Annotated in this window: 20 protein-coding genes; 12 read left to right on the top strand and 8 right to left on the bottom strand. The window is 61.0% G+C overall.

All coding sequences use genetic code 11. From position 1 onward, the window contains the following. Positions 1-221: 221 nt before the first annotated feature. Both accB and dsbD read right to left on the bottom strand, forming a co-directional pair. The gene (accB, locus tag BUE38_RS13320; protein WP_073435716.1) at positions 222-695 is read right to left on the bottom strand and encodes an acetyl-CoA carboxylase biotin carboxyl carrier protein; all 474 of its coding nucleotides are present in this window, start codon (positions 693-695) and stop codon (positions 222-224) included. A 185-nt stretch (positions 696-880) separates the two neighbouring features. Next, complete coding sequence (gene dsbD / locus BUE38_RS13315; protein ID WP_073435715.1) at positions 881-2,824, bottom strand: protein-disulfide reductase DsbD; 1,944 nt, start codon at positions 2,822-2,824, stop codon at positions 881-883. A gap of 256 nt (positions 2,825-3,080) precedes the next feature. On the opposite strand from dsbD, the gene BUE38_RS13310 reads away from it, so the two are divergent. Continuing rightward, a complete protein-coding gene (locus BUE38_RS13310) occupies positions 3,081-4,292 on the top strand; it encodes a DUF2333 family protein (protein WP_073435714.1) in 1,212 nt (403 codons plus the stop codon). 114 nt (positions 4,293-4,406) lie between these two features. On the opposite strand, the gene ppa is transcribed toward BUE38_RS13310, so the two are convergent. Then, positions 4,407-4,940 (bottom strand): inorganic diphosphatase, encoded by a 534-nt coding sequence (ppa, locus tag BUE38_RS13305; protein ID WP_073435713.1) that lies wholly within the window; start codon positions 4,938-4,940, stop codon positions 4,407-4,409. Between the two features lie 280 nt (positions 4,941-5,220). Between ppa and BUE38_RS13300 the strand changes: the two genes are divergently transcribed. After that, positions 5,221-6,867, top strand: a complete 1,647-nt coding sequence (locus BUE38_RS13300; RefSeq protein ID WP_371860411.1) for a bifunctional protein-serine/threonine kinase/phosphatase — start codon at positions 5,221-5,223, stop codon at positions 6,865-6,867. Between the two features lie 120 nt (positions 6,868-6,987). Here BUE38_RS13300 and BUE38_RS13295 read toward each other — a convergent pair whose 3' ends face one another. After that, positions 6,988-7,938, bottom strand: coding sequence for a LysR substrate-binding domain-containing protein (locus tag BUE38_RS13295; RefSeq protein ID WP_073435711.1), 951 nt, complete (start codon positions 7,936-7,938; stop codon positions 6,988-6,990). 153 nt (positions 7,939-8,091) lie between these two features. Here BUE38_RS13295 and BUE38_RS13290 point away from each other — a divergent pair, with 153 nt between their 5' ends. Next, entirely contained in the window at positions 8,092-9,018 is a 927-nt protein-coding gene (locus BUE38_RS13290) for a DMT family transporter (RefSeq protein ID WP_073435710.1), read from the top strand. Positions 9,019-9,144: 126 nt separating this feature from the next. Here the strand turns inward: BUE38_RS13290 and BUE38_RS13285 are convergent, their stop codons facing one another. After that, positions 9,145-10,404 carry a 6-phosphofructokinase gene (locus BUE38_RS13285; RefSeq protein ID WP_073435709.1) on the bottom strand — a complete coding sequence of 420 codons (1,260 nt, stop codon included), beginning with the start codon at positions 10,402-10,404 and terminating at the stop codon, positions 9,145-9,147. A 533-nt stretch (positions 10,405-10,937) separates the two neighbouring features. Here BUE38_RS13285 and mpl point away from each other — a divergent pair. From mpl to BUE38_RS13270, 3 genes are all read left to right on the top strand, one after another. Beyond that, positions 10,938-12,320, top strand: a complete 1,383-nt coding sequence (gene mpl, locus BUE38_RS13280) for a UDP-N-acetylmuramate:L-alanyl-gamma-D-glutamyl-meso-diaminopimelate ligase (RefSeq protein WP_073435708.1) — start codon at positions 10,938-10,940, stop codon at positions 12,318-12,320. Beyond that, positions 12,313-12,939, top strand: coding sequence for a flavin prenyltransferase UbiX (locus BUE38_RS13275; protein WP_073435707.1), 627 nt, complete (start codon positions 12,313-12,315; stop codon positions 12,937-12,939). The genes mpl and BUE38_RS13275 overlap by 8 nt, the downstream gene beginning before the upstream one ends. A gap of 93 nt (positions 12,940-13,032) precedes the next feature. After that, the gene (locus tag BUE38_RS13270; protein ID WP_073435706.1) at positions 13,033-13,656 is read left to right on the top strand and encodes a LysE family translocator; all 624 of its coding nucleotides are present in this window, start codon (positions 13,033-13,035) and stop codon (positions 13,654-13,656) included. A 19-nt stretch (positions 13,657-13,675) separates the two neighbouring features. On the opposite strand, the gene BUE38_RS13265 is transcribed toward BUE38_RS13270, so the two are convergent. From BUE38_RS13265 to BUE38_RS13255, 3 genes are all read right to left on the bottom strand, one after another. Continuing rightward, positions 13,676-15,079: a bifunctional DedA family/phosphatase PAP2 family protein gene (locus tag BUE38_RS13265; RefSeq protein WP_234986974.1), complete on the bottom strand. Its 1,404-nt coding sequence runs from the start codon at positions 15,077-15,079 to the stop codon at positions 13,676-13,678. Positions 15,080-15,254: 175 nt separating this feature from the next. After that, entirely contained in the window at positions 15,255-16,184 is a 930-nt protein-coding gene (locus tag BUE38_RS13260) for a diguanylate cyclase domain-containing protein (protein ID WP_073435704.1), read from the bottom strand. Continuing rightward, positions 16,181-17,044 carry a hypothetical protein gene (locus BUE38_RS13255; protein ID WP_073435703.1) on the bottom strand — a complete coding sequence of 288 codons (864 nt, stop codon included), beginning with the start codon at positions 17,042-17,044 and terminating at the stop codon, positions 16,181-16,183. Before BUE38_RS13255 ends, BUE38_RS13260 begins: the two co-directional genes overlap by 4 nt. A gap of 150 nt (positions 17,045-17,194) precedes the next feature. On the opposite strand from BUE38_RS13255, the gene BUE38_RS13250 reads away from it, so the two are divergent. The 6 genes from BUE38_RS13250 (at position 17,195) to rodA (ending at position 23,164) form a co-directional block, all read left to right on the top strand. Continuing rightward, positions 17,195-18,481 carry a glutamate-5-semialdehyde dehydrogenase gene (locus BUE38_RS13250; protein ID WP_073435702.1) on the top strand — a complete coding sequence of 429 codons (1,287 nt, stop codon included), beginning with the start codon at positions 17,195-17,197 and terminating at the stop codon, positions 18,479-18,481. 2 nt (positions 18,482-18,483) lie between these two features. Then, positions 18,484-19,152, top strand: a complete 669-nt coding sequence (gene nadD, locus BUE38_RS13245; RefSeq protein ID WP_073435701.1) for a nicotinate-nucleotide adenylyltransferase — start codon at positions 18,484-18,486, stop codon at positions 19,150-19,152. 102 nt (positions 19,153-19,254) lie between these two features. Next, positions 19,255-19,617, top strand: coding sequence for a ribosome silencing factor (rsfS, locus tag BUE38_RS13240; RefSeq protein ID WP_073435700.1), 363 nt, complete (start codon positions 19,255-19,257; stop codon positions 19,615-19,617). Next, positions 19,614-20,081 (top strand): 23S rRNA (pseudouridine(1915)-N(3))-methyltransferase RlmH, encoded by a 468-nt coding sequence (gene rlmH / locus BUE38_RS13235; RefSeq protein ID WP_073435699.1) that lies wholly within the window; start codon positions 19,614-19,616, stop codon positions 20,079-20,081. Before rsfS ends, rlmH begins: the two co-directional genes overlap by 4 nt. Positions 20,082-20,108: 27 nt before the next feature. Further along, complete coding sequence (gene mrdA / locus BUE38_RS13230; protein WP_073435698.1) at positions 20,109-22,010, top strand: penicillin-binding protein 2; 1,902 nt, start codon at positions 20,109-20,111, stop codon at positions 22,008-22,010. Next, positions 22,007-23,164, top strand: a complete 1,158-nt coding sequence (gene rodA, locus BUE38_RS13225; protein WP_073435697.1) for a rod shape-determining protein RodA — start codon at positions 22,007-22,009, stop codon at positions 23,162-23,164. The genes mrdA and rodA overlap by 4 nt, the downstream gene beginning before the upstream one ends. Positions 23,165-23,217 lie beyond the last annotated feature (53 nt).

The following is a 23,217-nucleotide window of genomic DNA, read 5'->3' as shown; positions in this document are numbered from 1 at the left end:
CTGAAAGTGGGGGAGACACTGACCGGTGACTCAGGAGTGGCGACGGGAGGGCAATGACAGACATGCGTTGCGTTGCCCTGTGTTTCCGTTCCCGGCGCTGGCCCTTGTATCGGTTGCTCAGTGCGTCCTGAGATGACAACTGGAAGATACTGGTTCTCGGAGCACTATCTGTAAAACGGCCTGTTCAGGCGGCATCAGTGCTCCGGAGAAGACGCGATCTCTCAGGCGATAACGACCAGAGGCTGGTCAAACTCGACGGGCTCACCATCCTCGACGAGAACCGCTTCGACAACGCCGTCACGGTCAGCTTCGATCTGGTTCATCATCTTCATGGCTTCAACGATACACACGGTGTCGCCCTTGCGAACGGTGGAGCCCACTTCGACGAACGCCTTGGCACCCGGTGCCGGGGAGCGATAGAAGGTACCGACCATCGGTGACGCCACGGCATGACCCTGGTAGCTCGGACCACTGTCGGCGGCAGGCGCAGCCTCGGCAGAGGCAGGCGCTGCAGGAGCTTGCTGTGCCGCGGGGGCCGGCCAGGGCTGAGTAGGCGCAGGCGCCTGCCAGGCAGCACCCATGCCCTGGAGATGACGGCTGATGCGGACTGATTCTTCGCCTTCCTGGATCTCGATTTCGCTGATGTTTGATTCTTCCAGTAGCTCGATCAGCTTCTTGACCTTACGAATATCCATGACAGTGTCTCGACAATCAGATGAAGAATGGGCCGGGTGCTGTAAACCCGGGCGAAGTTTCAATAGATCGCAGCAAGATGGCGTGTCTTGCTGCTCTATCCAGTAAAAAACCACGATTGGAGGGGAGTTTGCCGAAAATGACCAGGCTTGTCCAGAAAAGGGCGAACGCTGTTCGCCCCTCGCGATCAAGTCTGGGGTTCGGCGTGTGCAGACAGCCATTGGCTGACACCTCTGGCGTGCTGTGCCAGTTCATCAGCCTCCAGTTCTCCCTGGATGCGTGCCTCGCGGATCTCGTTGTTACCGTTGAAGAACAGCAAGCTGGGAGGGCCAAACAATCGCAGATGCTCAAGCACTTCACGGCTGTTGGCATTGCTCTCGGTCACATCCACGTCGATCCAGCGGTAGTCGGCCAGCGCTTGCTGGACCCTGGCGTCAGGAAAGACCTCGCGTTCCATGATCTTGCAGGAAATGCACCATTCGGCGGTGATGTTGACGAAGGCCGGTTGCGTCGAGCTCGCCAGTAGCTGCTGAAGCTCGTCCAGGCGATGCACCACAGTGACGTCCGCGTGGGCGGTGCTCTGAGCTGCTCCCGCCGGAACTCCGGAGAACTGTGCACCTGCCAGCGGGCGTAATGGGTCTTCGGCACCACGGGTGGCTCCGACCACCAGCGCAATGCCCCATACCAGCAGCATGACGCCGGCGGTCTGACGTACTCTTGGCCAGCCCGGAGTGGCCTGCAGGTTGATCGCGCCTAACGTCAAGCCGGTGCCGACCGCAAGTCCAGCCCACAGCAGCAGGGCGACAGGGCCCGGCAACAGGCGTTCGATCAGCCACACCGACACACCCAGCAGGAGGATGCCGAAGGCCACCTTGACGCCATTCATCCAGTTGCCCGAGCGCGGTAATAGCGTGGTACCAAAGGTGCCGACCAGCAGCAACGGTACCCCCATGCCCAGCGCCAGTGCGAGCAGAGCCGCACCCCCGACCATGGCGTCGCCGGTCGTGGAAATGAACACCAGAGCACCCGCCAATGGTGCGGAGACGCAGGGGGAAACCACCAGCACCGACAGGGCTCCCGCTACCGCCAGGCCCAGCGGTCCACTGCGCTGGGCACGCTGCTGCCAACCATCGACCAGGTTGTTGAGACGTGGTGACAGCTGCAGGTTGAAGACCCCGAACATGGCCAATGCAAAGAGTCCGAAGAGAATCGAGAAGGTGATCAACACCGGTGCCGACTGCAGGCGGGCCTGAAGGTTGAGACCCGCGCCGAATAGCCCCATCAACACACCGACTGCGGCATAGGTCAGCGCCATGCCCGCGACATAGCTGGCAGAAAGCGCCAGAGCGTGGCGGCGACCAGGGTTCTGATTGACCGAGCTCTGGCCGACGATGATCGATGACAGGATCGGGATCATCGGCAGTACACAGGGAGTAAAGGTCAGGCCCAGACCCGCAAGGAAGAACAATCCGAGCATCACCGGGAGGCCGGCATCCTGGATCAGCGCCTTGAAGCGACTGTCCTCGCTGACTGGTGCGCTGCCCGATACCGTCGGTGCTGGTACCTTGCTCGCCGCCTCGCTGTCGCTTCCTGTGGCGGAGGACCCTTCACTGGTCGCCGGTTGGCGGTGGGCGTCTGAATCAGTGGCGGCAAGCTGCTGCGCGTCGGCAGCAAATTGCGGGGGCGGAGAAGTTTCCGCGGCAGTAAGCTCAATGGTCTCGGGGGGATAGCACAAGCCTGCATCAGCACAGCCCTGATAGGTCAGCTGAATCTCCACCGGCCCTTGTTGAGGCGTGGTGAAGGGCACTGTGAATACCATCTGGTCGTAGAAGACCCGAACGTTGCCGAAGAACTCGTCGGTCTTCTCCTCCCCGGCGGGCAGCTTTGGCTCGCCGAGGATGTCGTCGCCGGTCGAGCTTGTTACGCCAAACTGGTGCCGATATAGATAGTAGCCGTCCGCATTCTCGAAACCGATATAGACCTGATTGCCATCATGCCAGGTGCTGGGGACGAAGGCCTCGTGCACCGGCAGGAAGTTGGACGAGCTGGATTGTGAAAAGAACTGCGCCTGGGCGCTCCAGGGCAGAAACATGCACAACAGTAGTACGAGAAGTCGTGTTGCAGACAGCACGTCATATCCTTGAGTAGTGTCGTCAGGGTGGCGATGAGAGAAACTCGCCTGTCTGACCCCGGGGCCCGAGACAGGTTCCGGCCTCGACGACCAGAATTCTGGATGCAATGGTATTGTACCAGTAGCATCGCTTTACCTTACTTGTTCATGGGCATCCGGTTAACTTCATGGGCATCCGGTTAACGGAGCCGCGACGCGAAAATTCCCACAATGACAGCGCAGGAGATCAAATCATGACAACGCAGGAGAACGCATCATGACGAGCCGTCGATTGCGTGCTGCCCAGCGCAGGGAAGCGCTGGAGACCCCGCAGTATGGATGGATCTGGAAACCACTGCTGGTGGTGTTGATCGTGGCACTGGTGGTCATGGTGGGGCTGGGCGTGTGGTGGAGCAAGGCGCCGAAGGCCTTTGATGTCGAGGCGGTGACCGAGCAGCAACGCCAGTCCTCATCGCCAGCCGGGCGCGGTGTTGTCACTGTTGCCACCCTGAAACAACTGCTGGATACGCTGCAGGACAAACCGGGCGGCTATCTGCGGGACGATGTACTGCCTCCGGGGGTGGTGATGGACAACATGCCTTCCTGGGAATGGGGGGTATTGCAGCAGGCGCAGGTCATGAGCCACCAACTGGCGAGCCTTGATCCTCGTACAGCTCCGCCAGTCGAGGCCCTGGACGCCGCCATGCGCGGTAATGCCGACAACTGGATACTGTCGTCGACCGGCAAGAAACTGGCGGAGGCCAGCGGCCAGGTGGGTGACTATCTCGAACAGTTTGATCAGGCTTCAGGGACGGCTTTTGCCGCCAACGGCCAGGGGCTGGCGGCCTGGTTGGGGGCCGTTAGAACGAAGCTGGCACCCTTGACGGAGCGCTTGTCGGCCTCGGTAGGTGATGCCGATATGCTCAAGGAATTGGGAATAGCGGTGCCTGAGTCCGCCGATGTGCCCTGGTACCGGGTCGATAACGATCTGCATCAGGCACGTGGCCAGAGTTGGGCATTGTCGCGCTTGATGGCCGCCATGCTGCGTGACCAGCGCGATGCCATCGAGTCCGCCGGCATGCTCGATCAGTGGCAGCGCGCTCAGGCAGAGCTGGAGCGTACCCAGCGCCATTTGTGGAGTCCGGTCGTACTACGGGGGAGTGGTTTCGGTATCTTTGCCAACTATCCGTTAACCATGGCCCATCACCTAACCCGCATCGATGCCTCGCTGGTTGAGCTGGAAGCAGGGCTGGCGATTGAGCCATCCAGGTCGTCGCGATCAGAGCCTTCAGCGGGAGAACAGCCATCAGCGGAAGAACAGCAGCCTTCAGCGTCAGAGCCGTCTTCAGAGCAAGAGGGGCAGGAAGCTCCGGCCGAGGAAGCTTCTCCGGAAGCCGAGCAGGGTGCCCCCACCGACGAGACTTCATCGGAAGCTGAGCAGAGCGCTCCGGCTGAAGAGGCTTCACCTGAGGATCAGGCCGCAGCTTGAGTGACCTGTCGTCCTGATGCCGGAAGTTCGTGTCACCTCAACAAGAATGCCCTTGTCCATGGACAAGGGCATTCTTGTTCTGCAGGGTGGTGCCGAGACGGCACCGACCGCTGATCAGTCTTCGCGAGAGTAGGCAGCCGCTGACTTCTCGATCGCCTTGCGAGCGGCCTCGACACCTTCCCAGGATTCAACCTTCACCCACTTGCCCTTCTCGAGATCCTTGTAGTTCTCGAAGAAGTGAGCGATCTGCAGACGCAGCAGTTCCGGCAGGTCGGTGACTTCCTGAACGTCGTCATACAGGGTCGAGATCTTGGGGTGAGGAACACACACCAGCTTGGCGTCCTCGCCAGCTTCGTCGGTCATGTTGAGAATGCCGACAGGGCGAGCACGAATGATGCTGCCCGGCGCCACCGGATAGGGTGTCACTACCAGGGCGTCAAGGGGGTCGCCATCATCGGCCAGGGTGTGCGGGATGAAACCGTAGTTGGCCGGGTAGAACATTGGGGTGGCCATGAAGCGGTCAACGACCAGCGCGCCCATGTCCTTGTCGATCTCGTACTTGATCGGCTGATGGTTGGCCGGGATTTCTATGGCGACATAGATGTCGTTGGGAAGGTCCTTGCCAGCGGGGATATTGTCGAAGTTCATGAATACGTGTCCTTCGTTGGGCGAGTACAGGCTGTACGGGCGTAAAATCGCCGGAATTATACGAATCCCTCAGGCCGATTACCAATACAGCTGTAATATGACGGCATCAAGGTGCCACAATGGCCGCGCCTGACGAGGGCCGAGCCAGAGTGGGTCGGTGATGTGTATGATATAGAGCTGATGTAAGGCACCGCAGGAGGTGAGTTTGGCCACTGGGCGATTATCGTTGAGTTACGGACAGGCGTTCGTGGCGCCTGATCGTCGGCGTCATCGCAGTAGCATGTCGGTATTGGTGCCGTCTGCCCAGCAGATGGGTACCAAGGGCGCCTGCGCTCTGATCAGTGATTCGGCATCCCGTAATGCATTGGCTGCTCAGGCCGGTGACCTCTGTGTGCGTGGTTTTCTCGCCGACTACTACTCCACACCTGAGCACTGGAGTGTCAAGGACTCGGTGTACCGAGTAATGCGTGCGCTCAATGCCTGGTGTCATGGTCAGACGCGGCAGGTGCCGGAGGGCAGTTATGTGTCCTCGATGTCGGCGCTGGTTCTTGCGGGGTGTGATGCCCACCTGTTCCACGTCGGCGATACCATGGTCTTCCGCTTGCGCGGTGCTGAATTCGAACAGTTGAGTCGCGATCATGTTACCGACCTGGGAGGTTACCGTTACCCGGCTCGGGCTCTCGGTATGGATGCAGGCGTCGATATCGACTATATCCAGCCTGGCCTCAAACAGGGCGATATCTTTCTGTTCACGACCCAGGGCGTGCGTGGCACCTTGATGCCATCGGATTACGTGGGCCTGATTCGCCAGAATGCCAGTGACCTCAATGCCGCCTGTGAGCGCCTGGCTCAGGCAGCCCGCGAGCGTGCCGGCGAGCGTGGTTATGGCAGTGATTCCTTCTGCTTTCAGCTGGTGCGTGTCGACGAACTGCCTGATGCCCAGCCGGATGCGCCTGGTCGAGTATACGGCGACCTGCCGATTCCCCCGGAGCTTAGCCCCGGTGAGCGCATCGATGGACTCGAGGTGGTGGAAGTGTTGTCACGCACGGCGCACTCGCGGGTTTATCAGGTGCGCGACATCAGAACCGATCGCGATTGCGTGCTCAAGGCACCGAGCCCCGAATTGTCCAACCGTAACGCCTATCTCGAGCACTTCCTGCTGCAGCAGTGGGTGGTTGAACGGGTACGCTCGCCCTTCGTGGTCAAGGTGATCGAACCTTCTCGCCCCCGACGTTATCTGTACTACCTGATGCGCCATGTTGGTGGGACCACGCTCAAGGCATGGATGGAGCGGCATCCCCAGGCCAGTCTTGTTCAGCGGCTTGATCTAGCGGTGCAGCTTGGCAAGGCATTGCAGGCCCTGCATCACAGGGATCTTCTGCATCAGCAGGTGCACCCCGAGAATGTACTCGTCGATCAGCACGGTCAGGTGGTGCTGGTGGATTTCAGTGCCTGCCATCTGCGTGATGTCGATGGCCATCGGCGTTCGCGCCTGCTCGCTCAGCAGGTTGGCCTCAACGAGCACAGTGCTCCGGAGTACGCTCTTGACGATGAGGTGGGGCGGCGTAGTGACCAGTATGCAATGGCGTCGACCGTGTACTGGATGCTGACCGGCGAACTGCCCTATGCGGTGCCCAGTCACAAGCTGCGCAGTCATACTGATCTTGAACAGCTGAACTATCGCAGTGCCCGTGCCCGCAATCCTGAAGTCAGCCGTGAGCTGGATGAGGCCCTGCGTCGAGCCCTTGATCCGCAACGTTCACTGCGCTTCCGACGCCTATCCGAGTTCCTCTACAGTCTGCATCCCGGACGTCAGTCCACGGATGAGGCCAGCGTACCCGGCGCATGGCGTTCACCGGCCAATGTCTGGCAGATCGTTGCCGGTGTGTTGCTGGTGTTGTTGATTGTTTCCTGGTGGCTTCGCTAGCTACGAGCTACGAGCTACGAGCTACGGGCTGCGAGCTGTCCAGTGCCGCCCCATGGATCACAGGCAAAAGCCCGGGGTCTAGACTCGAGCGAAGCGTGCTCGCAGCTCGACGCTCGCGGCTTACCGCTCCGGCATCCCGGGGGTGGCTTTGCTGAAATAATGGGCCTCGTCGATCAGCCAGTCGATGAACTCGCGGATGCCTTCCGGCGGAGTGCCGTTGTCGGGCATGACCAGCTCATAGCGGAACGGGGAAGGCAGCATCCATTGGTCCCCGAACGGACAGGTCAGGACGCCGCTGGTCAGTCGATCCGCGACCACCGGCAGGCTGGCGAGAATCAGGCCGCGACCGGCGATGACCTGGTCCAGGGCGAGGCCATACAGCGAGTAATGGCGTAGCGTCGGAAGTGCTTCTCCGGCCAGGCCCGCGGCGGCAAACCAGTCTCTCCAGCTCGGAAAACCATCACGTCTCGGCGTTGACCAGCAGACATCGAACAGGGTGTGTGCAAGCAGGTCGCGCGGTTGCTCGATTGGGCTGTGCTCGAGCAGAGCCGGTGAGCAGACCGGGACCAGTACATCCCCGAACAGTGGCAACGTGCTGACGCCAGGCCAGGGGGGCCTGCCGTAGCGCAGTGCCAGACGAGCGTCTGTGTCATGCCAGCTGGGTTCGCTCAGCGCCTGGCTGGCGTCGATCGATATCTCCAGTTGGCGGTGGTGGAGTTCAAAATCAGCCAACCGTGGCAGCAGCCAGAGCTGGGTGAAGGAGGGCGGTGCACTGAGCAGCAGGCGAGTGACGTCAGGTGTGATGTTGGCAATGGCCTCCATGCCGGCGGCAATGCGTGCCAGGCCCGCATCGACATCCTCGGCGAGGCGTCGCCCGGCAGCGGTGGCACGCACACCGTTGGCATGACGCTCGAACAATGCCACCGCCAGGCGCTCCTCAAGCTGCTTGATCTGACGGCTGACCGCTCCAGGCGTGACGCCAAGTCGGTCTGCCGCCACCTTGAAGCTGCCCTCACGAGCCGATTCTGCGAAGGCACGTAGACCATTCAGAGGCAGACGTTCAATTTTCATGAGTTGAGTTTTCCTGAGTCTGGCCCACCAGGATAATCGCTTGGCGGCATGGACTGCAAATGCTCCACTTCCCGACCTGATTCATCAGGTTTTCCAGGCACGGCGCAGACATCGCCGATATCTGTGTGAGCCGTATCGAGGGAGGGAGGTTTCATGTCTTGTTCTTCCGCATCATCAGCATCCGGGGTGGCGCTACCGACTCGTCGTGCCATCGATGTGCCGGCCGGCGCGGCCATGGTGGTGTTCTGTGTGGCGCTGGGCCTTCAACAGGTGGCGATCAAATCGGCTGCGGCAGACATTGCCCCCTTGAGCCAGATTGCTCTGCGTTCGATGCTGGCGGCCATGCTTGTATGGGGGCTGGCGGCCCTGCGAGGCATCAGCTGGCGCGACTTTGTGGCGGGCCTCGGGCCGGGGGTGTTGGTTGGCCTGGGCTTTACCTTCGAGTTCGTCTTTGTGGCACTGGGGCTCCACTACACCACGGCATCCCACATGTCGGTCTTCCTGTATACCGCGCCGGTATTCGCGGGTCTTGGGCTGCACCTGATGGTGCCGGGGGAGCAACTGATCAGGCGTCAATGGTGGGGTATGGCACTGGCTTTTGGCGGGCTGGTGCTGGCCATGGCGCCCAGCGACGATGGTGCGGATGCTGGCGCCATGCTGGTGGGGGATATCTTCGGCTTGCTGGCGGGCATGAGCTGGGCGGCTACGACGTTGGTGCTGCGGCGTACCTCGTTGTCGGAGGCGCCACCACTGCAGACGCAGGGGTATCAACTGCTGACTGCGGGGGTGTTGTTGTTGCCGGTGGCACTGTTCAGTGGCGATCTCGCTGCGATGCAGTTCAGTTGGATTGCCGTTACCAGCATGGCCTTTCAGACGCTGGTGATCTCCTGTGCGGCGCTGTTGCTGTGGTTTGCGCTGCTGCGTCGCTACTGGGCATCGCAACTGGGGGTATTCTCGTTTCTGTCGCCGATCTTCGGGGTAATGTTTGGTGCACTGCTGCTTGATGAGCCATTGACCGTCAGTTTTGTGGTCGGCGGTGTGATGCTGCTGGCCGGGATCGTCATTGTCTCACGCGGTTGATTCAGTGTGGTGTCGCACAAGTTGGCATGATGCAGACGCAGAGCGCCCCGCACGTTGGCGGGGCGCTCAAGGGCAGGGCGAGGCCTGCTGCAGCTATTCCATGAAGTCAGGGATAATGGCCGCAGGTTAGATGGTGAATTCAGGCAAACGCTTTTCCACCCGAGCCAGCTTGAGACGCGCGACCTTGGGCAAGCCATTCTCGAAGGGAGGGAAGTCCTCGCCCTGGATCAGCGGTGACAGGTAGGTGCGGCAGGTCTCGCTGATGCCGAAGCCATCCTCGCTGATGAAGTCGCGTGGCATGAACTTCTCACGATTGGCCACCTCCGCCAGCGGAGCGGATTCGATTACCCAGCGGTAGGGGTTGTCGCTGACACGCTTGATCGCCGGCATCTTCGCGTTCTCTCCCGCCACTGCCAGTTCCACCGCTTTCTCACCGACCGCGTAGGCCTGCTCGACGTCAGTTCTGGCGCCCAGGTGGCGCGCAGCGCGTTGCAGGTAGTCGGCAACGGCCCAGTGGTACTTGTAGCCGAGGTCCTGCTTGACCATGCCGGCCAGCGTTGGTGCTACGCCACCCAACTGGCGATGGCCGAAGGCATCAGTGTTGCCGGAATCGGCGAGGAAGGTGCCGTCTTCATAACGGGCTCCCTCGGAGACCACGATGACGCAGTAGCCGTAGTTCTTGACCGCATACTCGACACGCTCCATGACCTTGCTGCGATCAAAGGGCACTTCCGGGAAGATTACCAGGTGCGGTGGCTCACCTTCTCCCTGACCTGCCAGGCCACCGGCAGCGGCGATCCAACCGGCGTGGCGACCCATGACCTCGAGCACAAACACCTTGGTGGAGGTGGCACACATCGAGGCGATATCGAGGGACGCTTCCAGCGTGGAGGTGGCGATGTACTTGGCGACGCTGCCGAAGCCCGGGCTGTTGTCGGTGATCGGCAGGTCGTTGTCCACGGTCTTGGGCACGTGGATGGCAGTCAGCGGATAGCCCATCTTCTCCGACAGCTGTGAGACCTTGAGGCAGGTGTCAGCACTATCACCACCACCGTTGTAGAAGAAGTAGCGAATGTCGTGGGCCTTGAACACCTCGATCAGTCGTTCGTACTGAACACGATGACTCTCGATGTCCTTGAGCTTGTAACGGCAGGAACCAAAGGCACCACCGGGCGTGTGGCGGAGTGCGGCAATACTCTCGTCGCTTTCCTGGCTGACGTCGATCAAATCTTCCGTCAGGGCGCCGATGATGCCGTTGTGGCCGGCGTAGACCTTGCCAATGGAATCACTATGGCGGCGGCATGCTTCGATGATGCCACAGGCGCTGGCGTTGATCACGGCAGTGACGCCGCCTGACTGTGCATAGAAAGCGTTGTGCTTGGCCATGGGGCTGGGGGGCTCCTGATCCTGATGATTGAAACGGTGCGTTGCGGTCATCGGGCACCGTCGGTCGCGGGTGATAAATGGTTATAGGATTGGTCGCCGATAATAGCCCATCGTCCAGGACGCTGCATCTGTCGGAATCGGGCGTCGCCTGTCGTCGCTGGAGGCCGACGGGGAGGGCGTGCCAGTCGCTGCTGTGATATCGTCGCTGCTTTGCAATGTATGCGGCGTCGTTGATGGGGTTTTCTCCCCGTCCTGCGCATCTGCGCCCCGAGTTCAACGGATCAGTGTCGCGTGGACGGCAAGCCTGGGGTGGAAAGAATCCTGGGGCTTGCCTGGTTATTAACCCGGCATGCTTTTGTGTTGGGTTAATGGCGGCACAGGAACGTGCCGCCGTCGGCCATCAGGCCGACGCGAGACCGCACCACATCAGCAGAACCGCGCATCTGCGCCAGTGTGGTGCGGGCGACAATCAAATCGATCAGGATGAGCGATTTGATTGCCATGTTAATAATAGTGAGCGCGTTGGAGGCGCCATGCATCTTCATATCGTCGGAATCTGTGGCACCTTCATGGGCAGCCTTGCACTGCTGGCAAGAGAGTTGGGATACCGGGTGACAGGGTCTGATGCCAATGTCTACCCTCCCATGAGCACGCAACTTGAGCAGGCGGGCATCGAACTGATGAGCGGCTACGATGCGGATAACCTTGATCCGCGTCCGGACCAGGTCATCATCGGCAATGCCTTGTCGCGGGGTAACCTGGAAGTCGAGGCCGTTCTTGATCAAGGACTGCCCTATATCTCCGGTGCACAATGGTTGGCGGAGCATGTCCTGCCCGGTCGTCGGGTGATCGCGATCGCCGGTACCCACGGCAAGACCACCACCTCGAGCATGTGTGCCTGGCTGCTGGAGAGCGCTGGCCTCGAGCCTGGCTTCCTGATCGGTGGTGTGCCGCGCAACTTTGGCGTTTCTGCACGGTTGGGCGCCACATCCGGGCCTTTCGTGGTCGAGGCGGATGAGTATGACACTGCCTTCTTCGACAAGCGCTCCAAGTTTGTTCATTACCGCCCGGAAGTGGCCGTGCTGGGTAATCTCGAGTTTGACCATGCGGATATCTTCCCGGACCTTGCGGCGATTGAACGTCAGTTCCACCATTTGGTGCGTACAGTGCCCGGCAAGGGGCGTTTGCTGGTGGCGGCAGGAGAGCCGGCGCTGGAGCGTGTGCTCGAGCAGGGCGCATGGACACCGGTGGAGCGCTTTGGCGGTGTCGATGATGGGGCATGGCGACTGGAACTGGAGAGTCAGGATGCCAGTTGCTTTAGAGTCTCGTACCGCAATGAAGATGGCGGTGAGGAATCTGCAGTCATCGAATGGTCGTTGACCGGGGAATACAATGCGCGCAATGCCCTGGCAGCGCTGGCTGTGGCGCATTTTTATGGGGTATCCGTCGCTGACGGTGCGGCTGCGCTGATGCGTTTCGAGACACCGCGGCGGCGTCAGGAAGTGCGTGGAGAAGTCGGTGGCATTCAGGTCATCGATGACTTTGCTCACCACCCCACGGCGATCGAGGCTACCCTGAGCGGGTTGGCGTCTTCGTCGCGGGCGGGGCGTCTGCTTGCGGTTATCGAGCCACGTTCGAACACCATGCGTCTGGGTACATTGCGTGAACGCCTGGCGGCCAGTGTCGGCGCTGCCGATCTCGTCTGGTGGTACCAGCCGGAAGGGCTCGACTGGTCGCTGGAACCGATCATTGCTGCATCCCCGGTTCCAGCGCGTTGTCTGGGCAGTATCGATCGCCTGGTGGCGGATATCGTTGCCGAGGCTAGAGCAGGGGATCGTATCGTGGTGATGTCCAACGGCGGCTTCGGTGGTATACACGAACTCCTGTTGACGGCACTGGAGGGGGGCAATGGCTGAGGAATTCAAACCACCGGTGACGGTGGCGATTACCGGGGCTTCAGGTGCGCAGTATGGACTGCGCCTGATCGATGTTCTGGTTCAGGCCGGGCACGAGGTCTGGGTGATGGTGTCGAAGGCTGCGCTGTTGGTCATTGCCACAGAAACCGATGACGACCTGCCGCCACGGCCCGATCACCAGGCCGAGGTGTTGAGTCGGCGTTTCTCGGCGGCTCCCGGGCAGATCCGTTGCTTTGCCCGGGAGGACTGGATGGCACCGGTGGCCTCGGGTTCCGGTGCCAGCTCGGCGATGGTGATCTGTCCGTGCTCCACGGGAACGCTGTCGGCGGTTGCCTGTGGGGCGAGTAATAACCTGATCGAGCGGGCCGCCGATGTGGCGCTCAAGGAACGTCGTACCTTGATCCTGGTACCCCGCGAAACCCCTTTGTCGGCGATACATCTCGAGAACATGCTCAAGCTGACGCAGATGGGGGCAGTGATACTGCCCGCTGCACCGGGGTTCTACCACCGCCCCGCCAGCATCGACCAACTGGTCGACTTCATCGTGGCCCGGATCCTCAACCAACTGGGCATCGAGCAGCGGCTGTTGCCGCGCTGGGGTGACGATACACCCGCATGAAAGACTCACGCTTGAGTAACTGTCGCGTCAGCAACTCTCACATCCGTAATTCCCTCATGAGCATTTCCCGGCCTACCGGGTAAGGATACTTCGATGCCGTCGCTGTCGGTGCTTTCGGTATTTGTTCCGACCTTCTTTCTGGTCTCGCTGACCCCGGGAATGTGCATGACCCTGGCCATGGTGCTGGGCATGACCCAGGGCGTGAAGCGCGCCCTGTGGATGATGCTCGGTGAGTTGGTCGGGGTCGGGCTGGTGGCCTTTGCTGCGGGGGCTGGAGTGGCGGCGTTGATGCTCAAGCAGCCTGCGCTGTTCGAGCTGTTCAAATGGGTCGGTGGCGCCTATCTGCTCTATCTTGGTGTCATGATGTGGCGCTCCCGGGGGCGCATGGCGATTCCCGATGAGGTCGTCGATACGGCACCAGCGAAGCGTCGCGAACTGGCCTTGCAGGGATTCGTGACCGCCGTTGCCAACCCCAAGGGCTGGGCCTTCTTTGTTGCTCTTCTGCCGCCTTTCATTGATGCAGGCCGCCCGGTGATCGGCCAGTTGCTGGGCCTGATCGTCATTATCCTGACCCTCGAGTTCTGCTGTCTGCTGCTTTATGCGACGGGCGGCAAGAGCCTGCGTCACCTGCTCGGTAGAGGCGGCAATGTGCGCCTGCTCAATCGCATTGCTGGCACCTTGATGATCGGCGTCGGCCTGTGGCTCGCCCTGGGCTGAGACCGAAACCTGATCTCCGCTACACCGGTGGCAACCACAGCAGCCGAGCCGTCAGCAGTGCCAGTGAACTGATCACCAGAAGCGTCAAGGGGCAGGGGGCCAGTTGTCGTCGAGGCCGGCGCACCCAGGCCAGGTTGACCATGGCGCACACGACCAGGCCGAGTAGTGCGCCGCCGATCAGGTCGCTGAGCCAGTGGACACCCAGAATCAGCCGCGATATCGCCATGGGCACCACAATCACAATGGCCAGCCAGTAAGGCCAGAACCGCTGTGAGCGTGGCATGGCCTGAGCAATGAAGGCTGCTGCCATGCCATAGAGCACAACCGCCGTCGAGGTATGAGCACTGGGGTAGGATAGCGAGTGGGCAAGGTAATCCGGTGCATCCGGGCGCATTCGACCGATGACTTCCTTGCCCAGGGTGTTGAGTGCTGCCACACCCAGCAGACCACAGAGCACATGGCTGAGAGCCGCATAGTGGCGCCGCACCAGCAACCAGATAAGCCAGGGCGCGACGAGAGCCACCACACCGAGGACATCACCCGCGCGAGCCAGTACCTGCGACCAGCCATTGAGGATCGGCAGGCTCAGACTGCCGATCAACTGGTTGAGCTGAGCATCGATGGCCAGAGGACCGTCAGCCTGAAGGACGACCAGTGTCCAGGCGCTGAGCGCAGTGAGTGACGACAACAGCAGTAGCCAGGTGGCCAGTGGGGGCTCGTCCTCGTGTTGCGGTGCCAGAGCCTGCCACAGTCGCTGCCCGTTCGGTAGCCGCTCGGTAAGCCAGGCGAGGCTGCGATAGACGAAGCCTCTGGGGTAGGCGTGGTGACGCACCAGCGAGAACAGCATCGCCAGCACCACGACAGTGATACCCAGAGCGGTCAGCCAGGGGTGAAGGGCGTCGGGGGCCGCCAGCCATTGTTGCCAGGTGCGGCCGAGTAGGTAGCCGGGTAGCACATAGGCGGGCGCCCACAACAGAGCTGAACCGACATTGGCCCACAGGAAGGTGCTCGGTGGCATGTGCATGATACCGGCAATGAGAGGGATCACTGGTCTGACCGGACCGACGAAACGACCCAATAGCACCGATAGTGCGCCGTGGCGCTGGAAGAAGGTCCTGCCACGGTCCAGCCATTCCGGGTGACGTGATAGTGGCCAGATGGACGTGACCTGATCACGGTAGCGATAGCCCAGGAAGTAGCTGACCCCGTCGCCGATCACGGCACCGATGAAGGCTGCCAGCATCACCAGTAGAGCGCTGATCTCCTGATGGCCCGCCAACGATGCAGCGGCAGTGATCAACACCACTCCCGGAACCACCACGCCGACCAGCGCCAGCGACTCGGTCAAGGCGATGAGCACGACCAGCAGCAGTAGCATGGTCGGTGATGGCGTCAATTGCAGTAGCCATTGTTCGGGGTTCACGTCAGCGCCTCCGGAAGGGAGATGCATGGGCCGGCTGACCGGATGGTGGCGATGCCTGCGCCATGACGCACCGGGTTCAGGTCGCTGGAATCGGTTCTGGAATTGGTTCGATGCTGGATCATGCTGTCCCTGTCGATATCCAGAAGGGCGCATACCTGGCGCCCGGAAAGGTCAATTATGCCTCAGTCAGGGATTGTGTGCGGATAGCGAGGCGTTGTTCGAAGTGGTCCCAGTTCTCACCGCTGCGCAGGGCACATAATTGCGTGCGCAGGGTAAGTGGGCCGGTATCGGTCAATCGCACCTCGTCAAGGGCCTGTTCGAGCCGCCGTAGCACCAGCAGAGCACCGCTTTCGGTGGTGTTGGGCAATACCAGCCAGAAATCGGCGTGGCCCTCGCGGCCGAGAAAGTCGTGGTTGCGGCAGTGTGTGCGCACGGCGCGACAGAGCAGGTCGAGTTGTGCCAGTTGAGCGCGAGGACCGAACTGCTCGCTGGCGATGTCGAGTTGCGGTAGATGGAGGATCAACACTGCCAGGCGCTGGTTGAGGTGCAGAGCACGATCGAACTCACCGGACAGGCGCTCGTGGAGTGTGGTGCGATTGATCGCATCACAGTCAGGGTCGGTGGGATCAGTGGCCCTGGCGAGGTCGCGTTGTCGTAGATGCTCCCAGGCGGTGAGCGAAACCGTACCGAACAGTGTCAGGTAGGGTAGCGCGTGAATCAGTTCCGCTATTCCACCATGCAGTGATATCAGCCACACCGGTAGCATCACGATACCGAGCAGCAGAGCCGGCCCGATCGGCAGCAACAGCAGCGGGAGCGGAACCAGTGCGCCGAGCCAGAAGTCGTGGTAGCTCACCAGGTCCGGCAGTCGATCCACCGCCATCAGATACCCACACATCAGCAGCAGCCAGCCGGTGAATGCGGATTTACGCCGGAGGTCCGCCAGGGCGGCGAACAGCAATACGCAGGCCAGTACCGCCGGCAGGATGATCTCGATGTATTCCCCTAGCAGGTAGTGCCAGAGTGCCAGCCCCGCCAGCATCAGTGTGGCGATCATGTCGGAGATGGCGCGCAGGCCGACTGACCACTGTGGTGCCTCGTTCATGACACCTCCTCAACAACGCTTGTCGACGGTGGTTGTTGGTCTAGAGCAACCAGTGCTTGAGACAGGCTGGTGAGTCTGCTCAGCGATACGGCTCGTACGGTAGCCGGGTGAGTCAGGTTCTCGAGAATCTCGGTCCGCCGCAGCTCGGCCTGAAGTCCATCCTGGCTGGTGAGCATCACCGCTATGGTTCGACCGTCTACCCGATAGACATTCTCGAAGGCGTGAATGCGGTTGCAGATCTGTTGTGCCAGTGACCAGAGATGGCGAGCCGGGGTCTGGATCAGCAGCAGTTCAGCGAAGACGTTGTCACGTGCTGCCCGCCCGTGTTCACGGGGCAGGTCGCGTTCCAGCTGGGCGAGGGGCCACAACGGTAGGCCGGGGGCCAGGCGGGCGCGCTTGAGCATGCTGCGATGGGTCTGGCCAATCGGCAACCAGCGAGCCACTGCGACCAACACCATGCACAGTAGTGCCGCTCCGCTCAGTAACCAGTGATGCAGCGTCAGGGAACTGAGCAGCCACCACCAGCACAGGCTGGTAAGGCCGATGTTGAGCGCCAGCATCCAGGCGGGCTGGGCCAGCATCAGCAGGCATGGCCAGGCCCACAGCCAGGGCGCCTGGGCATCGGGTGACAGCAGGATCAGCGCCGTAAGCAGCGTGCTGACACCCAGCAGCCAGCTACGGTGGGAGTGGCGGCGATGGCTGAATTCCAGCAGCAGTCCAGTGATCGCCAGCCAGATCGCGGCGAGTCCCAGAATGATGGCATCGGCGATATACAGTGCAGTGAATGCCTGGTAGCCAAGCAGCAGTGCGCCGATGAGCAGGTTGGTCTTGAACAGAGTGACTTTGTACTTGTTCCGCATGCTGTCTTAAGATGGTTGTCTTCCAATGACAAGGGCCGCGCAGCAGGAGCTGCCACGCCATTCACCGATATTCTCGACACTGATGTTTCCAGCACGATTTTTCCAGTTGCAGAGGCGTCGGTGGTTCCCCCACAGGAGAAACCTGGCTGTATGAATGCCGAAACCGCTGTCACCGTGATCGACGACGTCGACGCCTACATGACCGAGGTCGGTCAGGCCGCGCGCGCTGCGGCCGCCACCTTGCGTCGTGCGACTACCCGGAGCAAGAACGAGGCTCTCGCTGCCATGGCACGTCAGCTTGATGGTGCGCGTAGCGAGGTCAAGGCCGCCAACCAGCGTGATCTCGAGCGGGGTCGTGCCAATGGCCTGGACGATGCCATGCTCGACCGCCTCGCGCTGACCGACGCGCGCATCGATGCGATGGTCGACGGGCTGCATCAGGTAGCGGCGCTGCCGGATCCGGTGGGAGAGGTCGATGGCCTGCGGTCGCTGCCGAGCGGCATTCAGCTTGGTCAAATGCGCGTTCCTCTTGGAGTTATCGGCATCATCTATGAATCGCGCCCCAACGTCACCATGGAAGCGGCAAGTCTGTGTCTCAAGTCGGGCAATGCCTGCATTCTGCGTGGTGGTTCGGAAGCCAGTGAATCGAACGCTGCACTGGCCGCCTGTATTACCCGAGCGCTCGAGGAAACCGAACTGGCAGTCAGTGCCGTCCAGGTCGTTGCCACCACTGACCGTGCGGCGGTAGGCCGGTTGATTGCCATGCCCGAATATGTCGATGTCATCATCCCTCGTGGTGGCAAGTCGTTGATCGAGCGCATTTCGCGTGAGGCGCGCGTGCCGGTGATCAAACATCTTGATGGTATCTGTCATGTCTATATAGATGCCAGTGCTGATCCTGATATGGCGCAGTCCATTGCCATCAATGCCAAGACGCACCGCTATGGTGTCTGCAATGCCATGGAGACACTGCTTGTCGATGCGGCAATTGCCGACAGTATCCTGCCGCGGCTGGCGGACGCCTACCGGGAGCTGGGTGTCGAGATGCGTGGCTGCGAGCGCTGCCGAGTGATCGTGTGCGATATGTTGCCGGCCACCGAGGAGGACTGGGGGACCGAGTATCTGGCCCCGGTATTGGCGATTCGTGTGGTCGATGGTATTGATGCGGCCATGGCGCACATCGACCGTTACAGCTCCCGCCATACCGATGCCATCGTCACCAGTGACTATCTGCTGGCGCGACGTTTCGTTGCCGAGGTGGACTCCGCTTCGGTGATGGTCAATGCGTCGACTCGTTTTGCCGATGGCTTCGAGTATGGCCTGGGGGCGGAGATAGGTATCTCCACCGACCGTCTGCATGTGCGGGGGCCTGTGGGCCTGGAAGGACTCACCACCCGCAAGTATGTGGTGTTCGGTGAGGGGCAGATTCGCCAGTGAGCATGACTTTCGCGCTGTCAGAAGGCGGTGGCCCGGCACGCATTGCCATGCTCGGTGGCACTTTCGATCCGGTGCATCTCGGCCATCTGCGCACGGCAGTGGAACTCCACATGGCGCTGTCGTTGGATGGGGTGCACATGGTGCCGGCCGCTCAGCCACCTCTTCGGGGTCGCCCTCAGGTATCCTCGCAGCAGCGTCTTGCGCTGCTGCGTCTGGGGATCGGCGATACGCCGGGGCTGATGGCAGACCCGTGTGAACTCGAAAGGGAAGGGCCGTCGTGGAGTGCCGACACCCTTGCCGACCTGCGATCACGCTACGGCAAGGAGGCTCGGCTGGTGATGGCGGTGGGCCATGATGCCTTCCTCAAGCTGGCCGACTGGCGCCAGCCCGAGCGGATTCTTGAACTTGCCCACGTGGTAGTGGTCGACAGACCTGATCATGAGCAGCCTCTGCCGGATGCGCTCAAGCAACTGTTTGCCGGACGCGAGGTGGACAGTGTCGAGGCGCTGATGGCTTACCCCGAGGGCAGGTTGCTGCGTTTACGGCTGCCGTCGCGAATGGCAATTTCAGCGACCTTCGTCCGCGACAGTCTGGTCAGTGGCACGAGTGTGCGCTACCTGCTCAGCGAAAGTGTCGAAGCGGAAATTCGTCGTCTGGGTCTGTATCGCTGACGCGGTGTCCTGAACTGATCCCCTGAGCGTTATTTGTCACTGCCAGAAGTCGGCACACAGGTTACAATGACGGTCTTACCGAATACCCATAGATGAGGGGCTATGCAGATCGACGCACTGAAGACGATCGTGATGGAGGCGTTGGAAGATCTCAAGGCCAGGGACATCGCGGCACTGGACGTTTCACGCCTTACCAGCGTAACGGATTGGATGGTGGTTGCCAGCGGTACTTCCACGCGCCATGTTTCGGCACTGGCCGACAGCGTTGTTACCGCGGTCAAGGAAGCCGGCATTCAGCCAATTGGCATCGAGGGCGAGAACGGCTCTGACTGGGTGCTTGTTGATATCGGTGAACTGGTGGTGCATGTGATGCTGCCGGCAACACGAGACCTTTATGATCTCGAACGCCTGTGGGCGGACCTGCCAACTGATGCCGCTCCAGCAGGAGAAGAGGTCAAGGCATGAAGGTCCGCCTGTTGGCGGTGGGTACACGCATGCCGGGGTGGGTCAACGAAGGCGTCGAGGAATATCGCAAGCGCCTGCCACGCGACTTTACTCTCGAGATCGAGGAAATTGCACCAGGCCATCGCGGGCGCAATGCCGATGTGGGGCGTGCCGTCGCTCAGGAAGCGGAGCGTATCGTGGCTCGCCTCAAGGGCGATGAACACCTGGTAGCTCTGGAGGTACTCGGCAAGACCTGGAGTACCGAGAGGCTTGCCGGGGCCGCTGAACAGTGGCGCCTGGACGGTCGCGATGTCGTGCTGCTCGTTGGCGGTCCTGATGGCCTGGCAGCCGAGCTGTCGGCACGCGCACATCAGCGCTGGTCGCTTTCCGCCTTGACCCTGCCGCACCCACTGGTCCGTCTGGTGCTTGCCGAGCAGCTTTATCGCGCCTGGACACTGATGGTGGGGCATCCGTATCACCGATGAGCCTGTCTGCCAAGGATTGCCTCTTACATGCGCGAGCCTCGTAATACCCTGAAGAACCCCGAGCACGCGCTGCGTATCTTTCGTGTGCGTGCCAGCCTGGCGGTGTTGGTGGTGTTGTTGCTGTCGAGCCTGCTCGTGGGCCGACTTTGTTATCTTCAGATCGTCGAGCATGAAGTCTACAGCACACGTTCCGAGAACAATCGTGTGCGCGTGGAGCCGCTGCCACCCACCCGTGGCCTGATCTACGATCGCCATGGGCGCCTGCTGGCCGAGAATCGTCCCACCTACAACCTGACGCTGGTCAGGGAGCGTGTCGATGATCTCGACGCGACCCTGACCTTGCTGGTTGATCTGCTCCAGCTTCCCGCCGATGAGGTCGAGGAATTCAAGGTGCGTTCGCGCCAGCGTCAGCGCCCCTTCCAGCCGGCGCTGCTGATGAGCGATCTTACCGAGTCACAGATCGCACGGCTGGCAGTCAATCGTCACCGTTTGCCCGGGGTCGAGGTCCAGGCCCAGTTGCTGCGCTACTATCCGCAGGCAGAAATCATGTCGCATGCCCTTGGGTATGTCGGACGGATCAATGCCGAGGAACTGAAGGAGCTCGACCCGGGCAATTACGCTGGTACTCATTTCATCGGCAAGACCGGGATCGAGAACTTCTATGAGGAGCAGCTGCATGGTCGCGCCGGGCTGCGCAAGGTGGAAACCAATGCGCGCGGTCGAGTGCTGCGCGAATTGGGGCATACAGCACCACAACCGGGTAGTGATCTGACCCTGACCATCGACATTGATATGCAGCAGTTGGCCTATGACCTGCTCGACGGTCGACGCGGCGCCATTGTGGCGATCGCTCCCCAGACCGGCGAGATTCTGGCCATGGCATCGGTACCCGGCTTCGACATCAATCAGTTCGTCACCGGCATTGATGTGGCCTCCTATCGAGGGTTGCAGGAGGACCTCGACCTGCCGCTGTTCAATCGTGCCACCCGTGGCAGCTATCCAGCGGGCTCGACCATCAAGCCGTTCATGGCCATGAGTGGGCTGATCGAAGGTGTCATCACGCCTGAGCAGGTGATCTATGACCCTGGCTACTACCAACTGCCCAATGATGATCGTCGCTATCGCAACTGGTTGCGCTGGGGGCATGGCCGAGTCGACCTCGAGCGAGCGCTGGCGGTGTCCAACAACACCTATTTCTATTCGCTTGCGCATGACCTGGGCATCGACCGTATCCACGACAACCTCGAGCATTTTGGCTTCGGTACTCGAGTTGCCGCCGATGTTGCCGGGCAAGGCGATGGTCTGTTGCCGTCGCGGGACTGGAAACAGGCCCGCTTCGAGCAGTCCTGGTACCCGGGGGAGACGCTCTCGGTGGGGATCGGCCAGGGCTATCTCCAGGTGACGCCACTGCAGCTGGCATCGGCCACTGCGGTGCTGGCCAACCGTGGGCATTGGGTGCGTCCGCGCTTGGCGCGGAGTATCGGTGAAGAAGACGTTCCGGCGGATCTGCCGGATACGCCAGCGGATATCGAAGTCAGCAATGACAGCTATTGGGATCGGGTTTTCAGTGGCATGGAGAAGGTGTTGTCCGGTCGCGAAGGAACCGCACGACGTACCGGTGCTGGCCTGGAGTACCGTATGGCCGGCAAGTCCGGTACCGCCCAGGTGTTTTCGCTGGGTCAGAACCAGAAGTACAACGCCTCGGAGCTGCGTGAGCGCTTGCGCGACCACGCTCTGTTCATGGCCTTTGCACCGGTCGACAATCCGCAGATTGCAGTATCGGTGATCGTCGAGAACGCCGGTGGCGGTTCGACTCACGCCGCCAGCCTGGCCAGAGCCATGACTGATGCCTGGATTCTCGATCACAATTGCGGGCTTCCCGAACAGGAATCCTGTCTCGGGGGGAATGATGCGGAGAGTCGCCCATGATCACTGACCTGTTGCGCCCATCACGCGCCTATCCGGTCAAGCAGTCACAAAGTGGTATCTCGCGGCGCAAGACCATCTGGCAGCGATTGCATCTCGACCCCTGGTTGCTGGGTATGCTGCTGCTGTTGATGTGCAGTGGGCTGGTGGTACTGTACAGCGCCAGCGGTGAAAGCAGCCATATGGTCATTGCCCAGGCGATACGTTTCGGTGTTGCGCTGGTGGTAATGCTGGTGCTGGCGCAGTTCTCGCCACAGACCTTGATGCGCTGGGCCTTGCCTGCGTACCTCTTCGGCTTGTTGATGCTGGTAGCGGTGGAGGTGCTGGGGGATATCGGCATGGGTGCCCAGCGCTGGCTGGAGATTCCCGGACTGATTCGTTTCCAGCCCTCGGAATTGATGAAGCTCGCCATGCCCATGATGGTGGCGGCCTGGATCAGTCGCCATGAATTGCCGCCCAACTGGCGTGTGCTGTTGGGCTGTGCGGTGTTGATCGCCTTGCCTGTTGGCCTGATTGCCAGACAGCCCGACCTGGGGACTTCGTTGCTGGTCGCGGCGGCAGCAGTATTCGTGATTCTGCTGGCCGGTCTGTCCTGGCGTTTCATTGGTGTCATAGTGGCACTGGCCAGCGCTGCTCTACCGCTGTTGTGGATGAACATGCACAACTATCAGCGCCAGCGGGTGCTGACCTTCCTCGACCCGGAAAGTGACCCTCTCGGGGCGGGCTGGAATATCATCCAGTCGACCACCGCCATCGGCAGTGGCGGCATCTGGGGCAAGGGATGGCTGCATGGCACCCAGTCTCAACTGGAGTTCCTGCCGGAACGTCACACCGACTTCATTGTGGCGGTGTTGGGCGAGGAGTTTGGCCTCATCGGCATGCTGGCCTTTCTGATGCTGTACCTGTTGATCGTCGCCCGAGGCCTGTGGCTGGCAGGGTCGGCTCAGGACACCTTCGGTCGCCTGCTGGGAGGCGGCATCATGCTGACCTTCTTCATTTATGTGTTCGTCAACATCGGTATGGTCAGCGGCATTCTACCGGTGGTTGGAGTGCCGTTGCCGCTGGTAAGTTACGGCGGCACTTCCAGCGTGACCTTGATGGCCGGTTTCGGTATTCTCATGGCGGTTCACGCACACCGCCGCTTGTTGCCGCGATAGCAGTCAGAGGAAATGAGAGTCGTCTCATTCTGATTGCCGGATCTGAAATTACC

This window comes from Halomonas cupida (assembly GCF_900142755.1).
In the GTDB taxonomy this organism is placed as follows: Bacteria; Pseudomonadota; Gammaproteobacteria; order Pseudomonadales; family Halomonadaceae; genus Halomonas; species Halomonas cupida.
This window is presented reverse-complemented; position numbering and strand designations above follow the sequence as displayed.